Origin of the sequence: Pseudomonas sp. DY-1 (assembly GCF_003626975.1) — a bacterium.
GTDB lineage: Bacteria > Pseudomonadota > Gammaproteobacteria > Pseudomonadales > Pseudomonadaceae > Metapseudomonas.
Genome location: NZ_CP032616.1, coordinates 1433688 through 1447934 on the forward strand (window position 1 = coordinate 1433688; position 14247 = coordinate 1447934).

Consider the following 14247-nt stretch of genomic DNA (forward strand, 5'->3'; position numbering starts at 1 on the left):
GTCAGGCGCCGACCGGTGAACGCATGGTGACGAACTCTTCGGCGGCAGTCGGGTGCACACCGATGGTTTCGTCGAAGATGCGCTTGGTAGCGCCTGCCTTCAGCGCAACGGCCAGGCCTTGGACGATCTCGCCCGCCTCCGGACCGACCATGTGGCAACCGAGAACACGATCGGTCTCGGCATCCACCACCAACTTCATCAGCGTGCGCTCCTGGTTCTCCGTCAGGGTCAGCTTCATGGGCCGGAAGCGGCTCTCGAAGACCTTGACCTTGTGGCCCTTGGTGCGTGCCTGCTGCTCGGTCAGGCCGACAGTGCCGATATTGGGCAGGCTGAACACGGCGGTGGGAATGTGTTCGTAGTCCACCGGGCGGTATTCCTCGGGCCTGAACAGGCGACGGGCCACGGCCATGCCTTCGGCCAGCGCGACCGGAGTGAGCTGCACGCGGCCGATCACATCACCCAGGGCCAGAATGGAGGGCTCGGCGGTCTGGAACTCGTCATCCACCTTGATGAAGCCACGCGAGTCGAGTTCGACGCAGGTGTTCTCCAGGCCCAGGTTGTCGAGCATCGGGCGCCGGCCGGTGGCATAGAAGACACAATCGGTCTCCAGGTGGCGGCCGTCCTTCAGCGTCGCAAGCAGGCTGCCGTCAGGCTGCCGCTCGATGCGGGCGATGTCAGAATTGAATTGCAGGTTCATCCCCTTCCTGCCCAGCTCATCGCGCAGGTGGTTGCGCACGCTATCGTCGAAGCCACGCAGGAAGAGTTCGCCGCGATAGAGCAAGGATGTCTGCGCACCCATGCCGTGGAAAATCGATGCGAACTCGACGGCGATATAGCCACCGCCTACCACCAGTACGCGCTTGGGCAGTCGTTCGAGGAAGAAGGCTTCGTTGGAGCTGATGGCCAGTTCGCGGCCGGGAATGTCCGGGATCTGCGGCCAGCCGCCGGTTGCGACCAGAATGTTCTTTGCTGTGCATCGCTGGCCAGCCACCTCTACGGTGTGAGGGTCCACCAGCTTGGCGTGACCTTCCAGCAAGGTGACACCACTGTTGACCAGCAGGTTTCGATAGATGCCATTGAGGCGGTGGATCTCGCGATTCTTGTTGGTGATCAGGGTCTGCCAGTCGAAGTCGGCCTCATCGAGGTTCCAGCCGAATCCCTTGGCCTGCTCGAAGTCCTCGGCGAAATGTGCACCGTAGACCAGCAGCTTCTTCGGCACGCAGCCGACGTTGACGCAAGTGCCGCCGAGATAACGGCTCTCGGCTATGGCAACGCGGGCCCCGAAGCCTGCGGCGAAACGGGCGGCACGCACACCGCCGGAACCGGCACCTATGACGAAGAGGTCGAAGTCGTAAGCCATGGCAAATCTCCAGAAACAAGCCGCCAGCATACCGGAAGATCTGTCTCTGACCAGTTGCCGGGCCTATTCTTGAAGCATCAAAAAGGAGGTTTCCATGCGCCCCACTCTCACCCATGTGGCCCTGCATGTACCGGAGCTGGAAGCCTGCATTCGCTTCTATGCGGACTTCTGCGGAATGCGCGTGATCCACGAGCGCGCAGGCAAGGGTTCGAAGATCGTCTGGATGGCCGAACCCGGCAAGGAACACCAGTTCATCTTCGTGATAATGCCCGGCGGCCAGGACCGCCATCTCGCCGCTGACGACTACAGCCACTTCGGTTTCGCGGTAGACAGCCGGGAACGGGTCGACGCCATCGCCGTCCAGGCCGAAGCCGCCGGCTGCTTGATCTGGCCCCCTCGCGACGAGCCCTATCCCGTTGGCTACTACTGCGGCCTGCGCGACCCGGCGGGCAACTATGTGGAGTTCAGCTACGGCCAGCCATTGGGACCGGGATCGGAGGCCTTGCCGATTCCCTAGAGTGCGCTGTGGGCAACGTTCACGACCCTTGTGAGGGCGTTTTCAATCGCCATGCGGACTGCAGGTTCATCCTTCAACTGCCGAGGGGCAGCTGCGCTGCCCTAGGCGAGTGAATTCGCCCCCACAGGAAAACCGATCCCGGTATTGGCGTCCTGCGCCCGAAATGAAAAAGGCCGCCCGAAGGCGGCCTTTTCGTTGGCATGGCCCGATCAGTAGGCCTTGCCAGTCTTGTACAGATTCTCGAAGCAGTAGTTGGTAGCTTCGATGTAGCCTTCCGCACCACCGCAGTCGAAACGCTTGCCCTTGAACTTGTAGGCCAGCACGCAACCGTCCTGGGCCTGTTTCATCAGGGCGTCGGTGATCTGGATTTCACCACCCTTGCCCGGCTCGGTCTGCTCGATGAGATCGAAGATGTCCGGGGTCAGGATGTAGCGGCCAATGATTGCCAGGTTGGACGGGGCGTCTTCCGGCTTGGGCTTCTCCACCATGCTGTTCACACGGAAGATATCGTCACGGATCATCTCGCCGGCGATCACGCCGTACTTGGAGGTTTCCTCGCGCGGCACTTCCTGGATGGCGACGATGGAGCAGCGGAACTGGTTGTACAGCTTGACCATCTGCGTCAGTACGCCGTCACCTTCCAGGTTAAGGCAGAGGTCGTCGGCCAGGACCACGGCGAAGGGTTCGTCACCGATCAGCGGACGACCGCTGAGAATGGCGTGACCCAGGCCTTTCATTTCAACCTGGCGGGTGTAGGAGAAGCTGCATTCATCGATCAGGCGACGGATGCCGACCAGGTACTTCTCCTTGTCGGTGCCCTTGATCTGGTGTTCCAGCTCATAGCTGATGTCGAAATGGTCTTCGAGGGCGCGCTTGCCACGACCAGTCACGATGGAGATTTCGCTCAGGCCAGCGTCCAGGGCCTCTTCAACGCCGTACTGGATCAGCGGTTTGTTCACCACTGGCAGCATTTCCTTGGGCATCGCCTTGGTGGCCGGCAGGAATCGGGTACCGTAACCGGCGGCGGGGAACAGGCATTTCTTGATCATTTCGATCCTTTGGGGTGGGTGTTATGGCGAATTGCCGCGCAGTCTAATCAGGCGGCACTCGCCTTACAATGCCCGCTTGCGGGCCGTCCTATGCCGCGATAGAGGAACCCCGCTTCGACCAGTTGCGCCGGCTCGTAGAGATTGCGTCCATCAAAGATCACGGGCATGCGCATAAGACCACGAATTCGCTCGAAGTTCGCTTGGCGGAACTGCTTCCACTCGGTGACCAGCACCAACGCATCGACACCTTCAGCGGCAGGAAAGGCGCGCCAAGCGGAACGGGTCTCGCTCCACGCAACTGACCTGGTTGCCCATCTCGGCAAAACAGGTTGCCGTCACCAAGCCCACATAACCCGCACCCATCACGCATAGCCGCATGGATAGCCCTCCACCTGTGATAGGCGGATTCCATCCAAGGCCGATGGCAAGGCCGTGACGACGATGTGACAGAACGGAGAAACGGTCCTTATAGGACCGTCTGTTCAGGATTCCTGGGGAAGTTCGTTCAGTTCAAGTTCCACCAGGGTTTCATTGCCCTCATGGACCATCGGCACGCCACTGTAACTGGCCAGTGCCTCCCAATGCTGATCCAGCCCGGCACCGATGGCAGCAAGATGGTCGATCATGCGCCTTCCTGCGCTCTTTACCGCAGGGTCCTCGCTACGCATCATCTCGAACGACATTTCGCTCATTGCTGCCGTGAGATGGGTGAGGCTGCGGGTAGTCAGGCTGAGCAAACGCACAAGGTGCTGCTCTTTCGATTCCATTCGATTCCTCTCTTGCGCCTGATCCATTCAGGTTCGCCTAAAGCTAGCCGAATTTGCGCCACTGATTCGCCATGAAGGCGTTGCGCAGCTTCAGCCTTAGTCCGCTCGTGGGTTCAAAGGTTCTGCATTGCCGTAGATGAGCCCTCATCCACGGCATGTCAGGCGATCATAAACCAAGGAGTTGCGGTGCAGATATCGCCAGACACGAACAGGCCCGCACGTGGCGGGCCTGGAATTCGTAGTAGGTGGCCGGCGCTGGTTTCCGGCTTGCAAGGTTTATCAGGCATCCCACAGAAGCCAGTAGCTCTTCTGCTTCACACGGCGTAAGGGCTGGATCTCATCGGGGAGATCTTTCTAACCGTGTACCCTTCGGAACGCGCCCCACGTTTCCTCGCTATCCGCTTGCGCATCAGTCTGCGTATCCACCTACTGATATTGAATCTAGCAAAGCCCCTTGCTTCCGGCAGCGCCTTTTTAGACCGATTTCTTTCGGCACAAGAATGGTCTGGAACCGAACGGACTCAACATCCGATTCTCGCTCGCAGGAATATTCAGGCAAGCGCAGATTCCACTTGAATAAGACGGAGAAAGTGACTGATTTTATTGGTGCCCGGAGCGGGACTCGAACCCGCAAGCCCAAAGGGCGAAGCATTTTAAGTGCTCTGCGTATACCGATTTCGCCATCCGGGCAGGAGGGGGATTGGTGCAGGGCGCTGATTTAAGCCCAAATAAAATTTCGAATCAATCACTTAGGCGTCGAACGCCCGTCTTGGGGACGACTAATTCCCCGACCCCGGTGCCTGGCCCCGAAAATACCGCAACTTTTTTAAGCGCATGAAAAAAGCCCCGTAGACTTTTGATCTACGGGGCTTTTTAGATGGAGGCCGAAGTCGGAATCGAACCGGCGTACACGGATTTGCAATCCGCTGCATGACCACTCTGCCATCCGGCCTGAACGATGTCGCCGCTAGCGGCGGCGTCATCGCGTGAAACTGGAGCGGGAAACGAGACTCGAACTCGCGACCCCGACCTTGGCAAGGTCGTGCTCTACCAACTGAGCTATTCCCGCTTTGTCGTGTTGACGGGCGCCATTCTATAGATTCATTAACAGCCGTCAACCCCTTGATTCAAAAAACTTTTATTTTTCCTTCGGGTCGGTGCTGAGGTGCGGCAATGCGGCCAGCAGGTAGTGCAGCATGGACCAAAGCGTGAGTGCCGCAGCAAGGATCAGCAGGAAATACCCAACGCCCACCCAGAAGTTGAGCAGCGGCGGATTGGCCAGCAGGATGACCAGCGCCACCATCTGCGCCGCGGTCTTCCATTTGCCCAGATTGGATACCGCCACATGAGCGCGCGCGCCCAGTTCCGCCATCCATTCACGTAAGGCCGAAACCACGATCTCGCGACCGATAATGGTAGCCGCAGGCAGGGTCAACCAGAGGTTGTGGTGTTCTTCCACCAGCAACACCAGCGCCACTGCCACCATCAGCTTGTCCGCCACAGGATCGAGGAAGGCGCCAAAAGGCGTGCTTTGTTGCCAGCGACGGGCCAGGTAGCCGTCGAACCAGTCGGTGACCGCGGCAATGGCGAAGACTGCACTGGCTGCCAGATAGCTCCAGGAGAACGGCAGATAGAAAAGCAGGATGAAGACGGGGATGAGCAGTACGCGCAGAACGGTGAGGAGGTTAGGAATATTCATCGTTACGGCTGGTTCTGAAGGAAGGCCGCATTCTACTCGCTGTGCAGTGCGGCATAAATCGACTCAGCAAGCTTTTTGCTGATACCTGGCGCCTTGGCGATCTCCTCGATGCTTGCTCGACTGAGTTCCTGCAGCCCACCGAAGTGCTTGAGCAGCTCCCGGCGACGCTTGGGCCCTACCCCGGCCACATCTTCCAGGCTCGAGGTACGTCGCGCCTTGCCTCGCCGGGCGCGGTGACCGGTGATGGCGAAACGGTGCGCCTCGTCGCGAATCTGCTGGATCAGGTGCAATGCGGGAGAGTCCGCCGGCAGGGTGAACTCGTGCGCGGCATCGTTCAGGTAGAGCGTTTCAAACCCGGGCTTGCGGGTGACACCCTTGGCGACGCCAAGCAGGATCAGCTCCGGCACAGCCAGCTCCTTCAACACTTCCTGGGCCATGGCCAACTGCCCCTTGCCGCCATCCACCAGCAGGATATCGGGCAGCTTGCCCTCCCCGTCCTTGAGTTTGCCGAAGCGGCGCGAAAGGGCCTGATGCATAGCTGCGTAGTCGTCGCCAGCGGTGACACCCTCGATGTTGTAGCGTCGGTAGTCCGACTTCAGTGCGCCTTCGGGACCGAATACGACGCACGATGCAACAGTGGCCTCGCCGCTGGAATGGCTGATGTCGTAGCACTCCAGGCGCTGTGGCGCTTCGTCCAGTCCAAGGGCCTCGGCGAGAGCCTCGAAGCGTGCAGCCGTGTGTTGCCGGTTGGCCAGCCGCGCAGACAGTGCCTGCTCCGCATTGGTAACTGCAAGCTGCTGCCAGCGCGCACGCGTGCCACGCACCCGGTGACTGATATCCAGTTCCCGGCCACGCAACTCAGCCAGCGCTGCGACCAGTGTCGGGAAGTCTTCATGGGTCGTATTGACGATGAGCTCGCCTGGTAGATCCCGCTCCTGATTGCCGAGGTAGTACTGGGCGATGAAGGCCACCAGGACATCTGCAGACTCCTCCTCGATGCCCACCTGGGGGAAGAAATTCTTGCTGCCCAGCACACGACCACCTCGAACGCTGATCAAGTGGACACAAGCGCCACCTGGCGTGGCGATCGCGGCAACCACGTCGATGTCGCCCGTACCGCCTTCCATGCTCTGCTGATCTTGCACCCGACGCAGGATGGCTACCTGGTCGCGAAGCTCTGCCGCTCGTTCGAAGTCGAGCCGCTGCGCCGCCTCTTCCATTCCGGTAGATAGCTCCTGGGATAGCGCATTGCTACGTCCTTCCAGGAACATGATCGAGTGCCGCACGTCCTCGGCATACTCCGCCGGGTCCACCAGCGCCACGCAAGGCGCCTTGCAGCGTTTGATCTGGTACTGCAGGCAAGGTCGAGTGCGGTTCTTGTAGTAGCTGTCTTCGCACTGGCGAACCAGGAAAGCCTTCTGCAGGAGGTTGAGGCATTCGCGGATGGCACCGGCGCTGGGATAGGGGCCAAAGTAGCGGCCCTTCTTCTTTTTCGCTCCGCGGTGGATGCTCAGCCTCGGAAAATCGCCATCGCTCAGATGCACATACGGATAGGACTTATCGTCCCGCAGCAGGATGTTGTAGGGCGGCCGCCATTCCTTTATCAGCGTCTGTTCAAGCAACAGCGCCTCTGTCTCGTTGGCGGTAATGGTCGTCTCGACCTGAACGATCCGCGCCACCAAGGCCGCGGTCTTGGGCGCCAGCCCGGTCTTGCGGAAATAGCTGGCAAGGCGCTTCTTCAGGTTCTTCGCCTTGCCCACATAAAGCAGCTCGCCGCCAGCATCGAGCATCCGGTAAACACCCGGACGACCACTACAGGCGGCAAGGAAAGCACTTGCGTCGAAGGAATCGGACATCTTAGCTGACGGCGTCTACCATGCCGTGGCGAACAGCCAGCAACGCCAACTCCACATCGCTGGAAATTGAAAGCTTGTCGAAGATCCGATAACGGTAGGTATTCACCGTCTTCGGCGACAGGCAGAGCTTGTCCGAAATACTCTGCACCTTCTGGCAGTTGGCGATCATGAGAGCGATCTGAATCTCGCGCTCTGATAGCAGATCGAAAGGCGAACCACTGGCCTGGGGCTGGAAGGACTTGAGCGCCAATTGCTGCGCGATCTGCGGGCTGATGAACCGATGCCCTGCGAAGACCTGGCGAATCGCCTGGATCATTTCTTCCAAGGCTGCGCCCTTCGTCAGGTAACCGGCCGCCCCCGCCTGCAGCAAACGGGTCGGAAAGGGGTCTTCCTCACAGGCGGTCACCGCGACCACCTTTATATCCGTATGACTGCGCAGAAGCTTGCGAGTCGCTTCGAGACCGCCGATGCCTGGCATCTTGACGTCCATCAGGACGACATCGGGCTTGAGCTCCCGTGCTTTCTTGAGTGCTTCCTCGCCACTATCGGCCTGTCCTACCACTTGCAGGCCGTCAATATCGGCCAGCATGCGGGTAATCCCCATTCTCACTAGATCGTGGTCATCGACCACCAGCACCCTAATCAAGCGACACCTCGCAGTGCATCGCGCGCTGCCTGGGCAGCAAGCTTGTTCAAATGAGGCTCACATTAGCAAATGACCAGAGAATGACCTAGCGCCAGATGCAACGCACGTCAAAGGAGTAGCGCCAATTTCTCAACCGAGAAGAACCGGACAGAGGTCTAATCAAATACAGAAGGCGAGAAAAAACCATTTATTTACAATGGATTAGGTAACACTCATGAAGTAGATGACAAGGAAAAGCTTGCAACAAATGCGAGGGCGCCCCTGTAAAGCCAGGGACACCCTCGAACAAGTCAGTAGGTCGCACCCCATGCGCGATCAACGTGGTTCAGCGTGGCAAAGATGTGCTGCGGCCCGGTCAGGGCAGGCGCCATTGTCCAGCGCTCGTAACTGTCATTCCCCATACGGACAAGGCCAGTATGGCTGGTCAGATCGCGATCGACCTCCGGATCCACGTCATAGAAACCCAGACTGAAACGGATGGCCTCGATGTCTTCTGGATCCCCGGTAAGGAACTCCCAACCCTGACCGATGTGGTACTTCTCGACATAAGCCTTGAGCACATCGGGCGTATCCAGCAACGGCTGCAGGGTAATGGAGTGCATGAACACACTCCGCCCTGCGCGGTCGCCCAGCAGTTGCTGGAACTGGCGCAGGTTCGCCGTCATGGTCGGGCATTTGCCCGTGCACTGTGTGTACATCATGTTGAAAGTAACGACCTTCCCACGGATGAGGTCGTCGTAGAACCTCACCTTGCGGCCCTCATGCGTGTAAAGCGTGACATTGGGAAATGCAACGGCCCCGGCTCCCTTTGCGTAAGCGGTTTCGACCAATTCACCGCCTCCGCGAGTGGCAGCCCATCCGGCCAGCAAGGCAGCCGCACCACCCATTCCAGCCAGCATCTTTCTTCGCGTGTTCATGATGATTCCTCCCACCTCGAAGTTGCCCTGCAATCGGCTTCAGACGATGTCCCAGCGCAGCATCATGGCGTGATCTTCGTGGATCAGGTTGTGGCAATGCATCGGGAACTTGCCCTTGTAGTCGCGGAAGCGCAGGAACACGCGCAACGTGGTGAAAGGCTCGACCACAAAGACATCCTTGCGCCCTCGTTCGTGGGCCGGAATGGGCACACTGACGCCCTTGACGATCTTCTGCAGGATTCGTCCTTCTTCGAAGTGAATATGAATGGGATGGCTCCAGCCGTCGTTGACGTTGGAGAGTTCCCAGATCTCATAACCGCCCTTGGGTATCTGTGCCCGCGGACTGTTCACATCGACGAACTTGCCGTTGATTGCCCACATGCCCTTGTCGCGCTCGAAGATCCAGCGCCGCACCGGTGCTGAGCTGATCTCCGCCTGGGTGATCAGAGGCAGGGGTCGCAAGGAAGCTGGAACCCGACTCAAATCCTGGGCCGGCGGGTAACGGTCAACGATGATCTTGAGCACCCGGTCGCCAGGCTCCTTGATGTCCTTCGGTAGCCGGGTTTCTATCTGACGCATGCGGTTAACCAAATACAACTGGGTCCCGATCACGTACTTCGAGAAATCAACCACTATGTCCGCGCGCTCGGCCACGCCCAGGGTCACGTTGGTCTGATTCAGCAACGGAGCCGGGAACAAGTTGCCGTCATTGGAGATGTGAGTGAATTTCTGCATCACATTGGTCGGCGACACCAGGGCGAAGTTGTAGTAGCGACTCGGCCCAGTGTTAAGCAGACGGAAACGATACTTGCGCGCCGCTACTCGCAGTACAGGCTCGATTCGTCCATTCACCGCGACCTTGTCGCCCAGCACCCCTTCGGGGTTCACCTGGTCGTAGAACAGCCTTCCGCTCGCATCGAAACGCCGATCGTTAAAGTTCAGCGGGTAGTCGTACGGATGGCTCGGTAAACGTAGAGCATTGGGATTGGGATCGGCCTCATTTCCAGAATCCAACTCATCGAATATGTAGTAGAACCCCGCCAGCCCGAGGTAGAGGTTGGGAGCTGTGAAGTCCAGCGTGTGGTCGTGATAGAAGAGCGTGCCAAGCGCCTCGGTGGGGTCCCCAACCAGATCCTGTCGTGCCTCGAACCCCGCCTTCACGTTCGAGTACAGGTGATCCTTGAATCTGCCGTTGGCCGAAAGCGTCGGACCATGCTTGGTGGGGCTGTAGTAGTCACCCGGGAAACCATCGCTTTCCGACCCACAATGCAGATTGTGCAAGTGAGTTGAGATTTCCGGCGTACCGAAGCCCACATGATTCTGCGGCAACTTGTTATGGATACGGCAGATCAGGGGGCGCCCATAGCGCGCAAAGAAGGTAGCGCTGGGCATGGTCTTATCTGGATTACTGTTGGCCTGATAACCCCAGATCCGCTGGGGCGGATAGGAAGGGCTGTAGACCCAGTCATTTCGCTCCGTGGCACTGATCTCGTAGAGCAACGCACCCGGCCCGAACTGCGCCCAGCGCTGGTGGGGATTGCGCCCCGCTTCGCCCGCAGCAACGTTGGCAACCTCAGTTGGGGGCGGGCTCAGGGACGATACTGTGCCCACCGGGTTGACCTGCATGGGCAGTTCATGGGCCCAGGGAACGGTGGGCGGGCTTGGCGGGAACACGGGTGGCACGGTTTCAGCCCGCGCTTTCATACCTGTCATTAGCAGTGGCGCCGCCATCGTCGCTGCCGTCAGTTTCAGGAAATTCCTTCTCCCCTCGCCGTCGGGCTGTTCCTCAGACCGACCTGTTGCGTGCTCGCAGTCAGGGCGTTTCATGACCATCTCCAGTTGCTGGCCCTCGACACCGGACGGACGCCTTGTGGCGTCTCTAGAGGAACTGCACCAGTGAAGGTTTGGGCTGTTTGAGCTTTTGCTCGTTTCTGTTTAGCGCCGCAGAACGTCAATAACCTGACTAAAGTGCAAATGTTTCAAAATGTAAATGCTAGCGGTCATCAAATTGACGCGCCTGTCTGTAAGTGGCGAAAAGCCCGAGATAGAGCACCTGAACAGGGATTGAAGACGGAGGGGAATGCTGCCACTCAGGGATGAGCGGTCAAAGGCTTACGCTGAAGTGCTGTGATGTAACGAAATCGAGAAACCTGGCGGTGGGCAATGGGCCAGGAGATCGGCAAATGACGAATGCTTGGCGACATGAAAGCGACCTGGACCTCTGAAATGATCGGTATCGAGATCCAGGTTGCGAGTTCGATAAGGTCCAGCTATCAAAAATGCTCCACTTCTACCTACACAAGGAGTTCCACCATGAGTGCACGCTTCTCGGTGAAAAGGGTTCCAAATGTCCAGGCCAGAGGGATCAGAAATAGTGAAGCGCTCGGAGGAACAGCGCTGGATTGCTGCTGGTACCGGATTATCGACCGGGCCACCGGCGACTATGTCGGTGGCAAGCATCAGGAAGAGGCCATGGCGGTGGGCGAATGCCAGAGGCTGAACAGCAGGACTTGAAGTGCCTGAAACGACACTGGGGGCCCCTCTTTCGAGGCGACCCCCATTACCTTCTGTCTCCAGAATGCTCTCAAAACACTGAATCGCCCCTAGACGGACAGTAACGCCTGAGTTGAGCCGCGCCGCGAAGCGACGTCGGCCTGAATGATTTGTTAGGCCGCACCGACCACCGTCAGGACTCCGGGTCGAACCCGAAGACGCGCAACTCCTGATCGCAGCGGCAGGCCCTTGCAATACGCGCGGCCCATGCGACGGCTTCCTCGCGCGAGGGCAGTTCGAGCACGGTGAATCCGCCGTTAAGCGGGGGCGCCCACGGGTAGCCGCCATCGGTGACCGCGCCGTCAGCTGAGACGAGCGCGGGCGGCACGTCTTCGTCGATGCAGCCTCCGAAGACGTAGACGCCGGCAGCCTTCGCCTCGTCGATCACAGCGCGCGCGTGGCGGCCCACCACCTCCAACTCACTTTTGGGCACGACCATCGCCGCACTGGGGAAGGAGATCAGATATTTGGCCATGGTGTTCTTTCTGTTGGTAATGATGGCGGTCGTGATGCGTATGTGCGGCCTAACTATTAGTAGGCGACACGCCCTCCTCACATACGCTGCTCACAAAGCCTTCATCTCAGCGATATCACGCACCACCTGATCGGCAGAGTGGTCGAACATCGCCTGCTCCTGCGTATCCAGAGGTAACTCGATCACCCGCACAAGCCCCGCCTCTGCCAGCACACAGGGGACCCCCATGGCAATGCCTGTTCGCCCGTACTCGCCCTCGAGAATCGCGACCGCCGGCAAAATGCGGTTTCGCCCATTGGCGATAGCGTCCACCATCTGTGCAATTGCCACGCCCGGAGCATCGCAGGCGCTCCCCACCTTCTTCAACCCCAGAATCTCGCCGCCGCCCTGACGCGTGCGCTCCACAATCCGCTCTATTTGCTGACTGGTCAGGAAGTGAGACAGTGGCACCGAACCGACCGCACAGTATCGCATCAGCGGCACCATGCTATCGCCATGCCCTCCCAGCACCAGCGCCGTGATATCCCGAGCAGAAAACCCTGTCTCCTCGGCAATGAAACACTTCATGCGCGCTGTATCCAGCACCCCTGCCTGGCCAAACACCCTGTCGCGTCCCAGCCCACTGAGACTCCAAGCCCGATAGGTCAGCACATCGACCGGGTTCGACACCACCAACACCGTCGCCGCCGGAGCATGACGATTAATATCCAGCATGATGCCGTCGAGAATTGGCAGATTGATGCTCAATACATCCTGGCGCGACTGACCAGGCTTGCGGGGCACACCCGCCGTAATCACCACTAGGTCAGAGTCCTGCAGCAACTCGGCATTGGACCCGCCGTAAACCCGAGTATCGGAACCTGACTCAACTGCCGCCTGCCAGACGTCGAGCGCCTTGCCCTGTGCCAACTCACCCTGCACATCAATCAACATCAACTCACGACAGAACTCTTCCCGGGCGATGATCTGAGCGGCCGCCTCACCCACCATACCGACACCCACGATTGATAGCTTTTTCACCTCACACCTCCCGGCGGCGCGCTCCATCAGCAACACGCCCAGCCTTGCAGAGAAGTATTGCCCGCAGATGCCAAAAGACCACCCGAAGGTGGCCGAGGCCGTCGCTAATGGGTAGAAGCTGAATCGGGATCCTGGGGTGGGGTTCTACCCCGTCACCCAGTACGCCCTGGAAAAACGCAAGATCGATCAGAAGTACGCCGCCAACTGATCCGCACCAGCCTTGTTGATCGCCACCTCTCTTGCGAGGAATAACCTGGCAGCATCGACGAGGCACTTCAGGAAAGCCTGGAGAACCAAGCGGATTGGCGTAGTTGAAAGCGTGTGAAGCGCGGCCACGGTTCCGCTAGCTACAGATACAAAAAGGGGGCCTCTAGAGGCCCCCTTTTTTTGAGCTATATTCCCATTTTGTTCCCAAAATGTCCCTTTCAGGGATTTTTCAGGAAAAACTCTTTGAAAATCAGCTAATTAGATGGCGGAGGCGGTGAGATTCGAACTCACGGAAGAGTCTCCCCTTCGGCGGTTTTCAAGACCGCTGCCTTAAACCACTCGGCCACACCTCCACTTGCGCGGGGCGCCATACTACCGGAACGCAACACGCTGTCAAACTCTTGCAATCGGCGCCTTCCACGCCTCTGTTAATATCCAGCACTGACCAAGGTCACGGAAAACAAATCGGGAGTGTCGCGATGAACGAACAGAATTATGCCCTCAACCCTGCGCAGGCTGAGCAGCTTGAAGTCAGCCGCGTGCTGCGCAACACGTACGGGCTGCTGGCCCTGACGCTTGCGTTCAGCGGCCTGGTCGCCTACGCGGCGCAACAGATGCGCGTGCCTTACCCCAGCTTCTTTGTGGTACTGATTGGTTTCTACGGTCTTTTCTTCCTTACCGTGAAACTACGTAACTCCGCCTGGGGCCTGGTATCCACTTTCGCCTTGACCGGCTTCATGGGCTACACGCTGGGCCCCATCCTCAACATGTACCTCGGGATGCCCAACGGCGGTGAAGTGGTGAGTTCGGCCTTCGCCATGACCGCGCTGGTGTTCTTCGGTCTGTCCGCCTACGTGCTGACCACTCGCAAGGACATGAGCTTCCTCGGTGGCTTCATCACTGCCGGTTTCTTCGTCCTGATCGGCGCCATGCTGGCAAGCTTCTTCTTCAATATCAGCGGCCTGCAGTTGGCAATCAGCGCCGGCTTCGTGGTTTTCTCGTCGGTCTGCATCCTGTTCCAGACCAGCGCGATCATCCACGGCGGCGAACGCAACTACATCATGGCCACCATCAGCCTGTACGTGTCCATCTACAACCTGTTCATCAGCTTGCTGCAACTGGTTGGCGTACTTAGCAGCAACGATTGATCGCCAGCCATCTCCTCGGACTAGCCCGCTTCG

The 14247-nt window shown here is 58.9% G+C and carries 14 protein-coding genes, 4 tRNA genes and 1 pseudogene; 3 read left to right on the forward strand and 16 right to left on the reverse strand.

Annotated features, from left to right (window positions below; all coding sequences use genetic code 11):
* Position 1: 1 nt before the first annotated feature.
* A complete protein-coding gene (gene gorA, locus D6Z43_RS06985; RefSeq protein WP_120651257.1) occupies positions 2-1360 on the reverse strand; it encodes a glutathione-disulfide reductase in 1359 nt (452 codons plus the stop codon).
* Between the two features lie 94 nt (positions 1361-1454).
* On the opposite strand from gorA, the gene D6Z43_RS06990 reads away from it, so the two are divergent.
* Entirely contained in the window at positions 1455-1877 is a 423-nt protein-coding gene (locus D6Z43_RS06990; protein WP_120651258.1) for a VOC family protein, read from the forward strand.
* A 209-nt stretch (positions 1878-2086) separates the two neighbouring features.
* Here the strand turns inward: D6Z43_RS06990 and galU are convergent, their stop codons facing one another.
* From galU to D6Z43_RS07050, 12 genes and pseudogenes are all read right to left on the reverse strand, one after another.
* Complete coding sequence (gene galU / locus D6Z43_RS06995) at positions 2087-2926, reverse strand: UTP--glucose-1-phosphate uridylyltransferase GalU (protein ID WP_028628025.1); 840 nt, start codon at positions 2924-2926, stop codon at positions 2087-2089.
* A 47-nt stretch (positions 2927-2973) separates the two neighbouring features.
* Positions 2974-3174 (reverse strand): annotated as a pseudogene (locus D6Z43_RS07000) (UDP binding domain-containing protein); the annotation flags it as partial.
* A 1-nt stretch (position 3175) separates the two neighbouring features.
* Positions 3176-3304 carry an NAD-binding protein gene (locus tag D6Z43_RS28700; protein ID WP_120651259.1) on the reverse strand — a complete coding sequence of 43 codons (129 nt, stop codon included), beginning with the start codon at positions 3302-3304 and terminating at the stop codon, positions 3176-3178.
* A gap of 104 nt (positions 3305-3408) precedes the next feature.
* A complete protein-coding gene (locus D6Z43_RS07010) occupies positions 3409-3693 on the reverse strand; it encodes a hypothetical protein (protein ID WP_120651260.1) in 285 nt (94 codons plus the stop codon).
* A gap of 604 nt (positions 3694-4297) precedes the next feature.
* A tRNA-Leu gene (locus D6Z43_RS07015) sits at positions 4298-4383 on the reverse strand.
* Positions 4384-4571: 188 nt separating this feature from the next.
* Positions 4572-4645, reverse strand: a tRNA-Cys gene (locus D6Z43_RS07020).
* A 41-nt stretch (positions 4646-4686) separates the two neighbouring features.
* Positions 4687-4762 (reverse strand) — tRNA-Gly (locus D6Z43_RS07025).
* 69 nt (positions 4763-4831) lie between these two features.
* Positions 4832-5392, reverse strand: a complete 561-nt coding sequence (gene pgsA, locus D6Z43_RS07030; protein WP_120651261.1) for a CDP-diacylglycerol--glycerol-3-phosphate 3-phosphatidyltransferase — start codon at positions 5390-5392, stop codon at positions 4832-4834.
* Between the two features lie 32 nt (positions 5393-5424).
* Positions 5425-7248, reverse strand: a complete 1824-nt coding sequence (gene uvrC, locus D6Z43_RS07035) for an excinuclease ABC subunit UvrC (RefSeq protein WP_120651262.1) — start codon at positions 7246-7248, stop codon at positions 5425-5427.
* Between the two features lies 1 nt (position 7249).
* Entirely contained in the window at positions 7250-7894 is a 645-nt protein-coding gene (gene uvrY, locus D6Z43_RS07040; RefSeq protein WP_120651263.1) for a UvrY/SirA/GacA family response regulator transcription factor, read from the reverse strand.
* A 290-nt stretch (positions 7895-8184) separates the two neighbouring features.
* The gene (locus D6Z43_RS07045) at positions 8185-8811 is read right to left on the reverse strand and encodes an SCO family protein (protein ID WP_120651264.1); all 627 of its coding nucleotides are present in this window, start codon (positions 8809-8811) and stop codon (positions 8185-8187) included.
* Between the two features lie 39 nt (positions 8812-8850).
* Complete coding sequence (locus D6Z43_RS07050) at positions 8851-10644, reverse strand: multicopper oxidase family protein (protein WP_371924352.1); 1794 nt, start codon at positions 10642-10644, stop codon at positions 8851-8853.
* A gap of 480 nt (positions 10645-11124) precedes the next feature.
* Between D6Z43_RS07050 and D6Z43_RS27815 the strand changes: the two genes are divergently transcribed.
* On the forward strand, positions 11125-11325 hold the full coding sequence (locus tag D6Z43_RS27815; protein ID WP_153922494.1) for a hypothetical protein: 201 nt from the start codon (positions 11125-11127) through the stop codon (positions 11323-11325).
* Between the two features lie 172 nt (positions 11326-11497).
* Here the strand turns inward: D6Z43_RS27815 and D6Z43_RS07060 are convergent, their stop codons facing one another.
* The 3 genes from D6Z43_RS07060 to D6Z43_RS07070 form a co-directional block, all read right to left on the reverse strand.
* A complete protein-coding gene (locus D6Z43_RS07060; RefSeq protein ID WP_120651266.1) occupies positions 11498-11839 on the reverse strand; it encodes a YciI family protein in 342 nt (113 codons plus the stop codon).
* Between the two features lie 90 nt (positions 11840-11929).
* Positions 11930-12859 (reverse strand): malate dehydrogenase, encoded by a 930-nt coding sequence (locus D6Z43_RS07065; protein WP_120655209.1) that lies wholly within the window; start codon positions 12857-12859, stop codon positions 11930-11932.
* 470 nt (positions 12860-13329) lie between these two features.
* A tRNA-Ser gene (locus D6Z43_RS07070) sits at positions 13330-13419 on the reverse strand.
* Positions 13420-13545: 126 nt separating this feature from the next.
* On the opposite strand from D6Z43_RS07070, the gene D6Z43_RS07075 reads away from it, so the two are divergent.
* On the forward strand, positions 13546-14214 hold the full coding sequence (locus D6Z43_RS07075) for a Bax inhibitor-1/YccA family protein (protein ID WP_120651267.1): 669 nt from the start codon (positions 13546-13548) through the stop codon (positions 14212-14214).
* Positions 14215-14247: the final 33 nt, after the last annotated feature.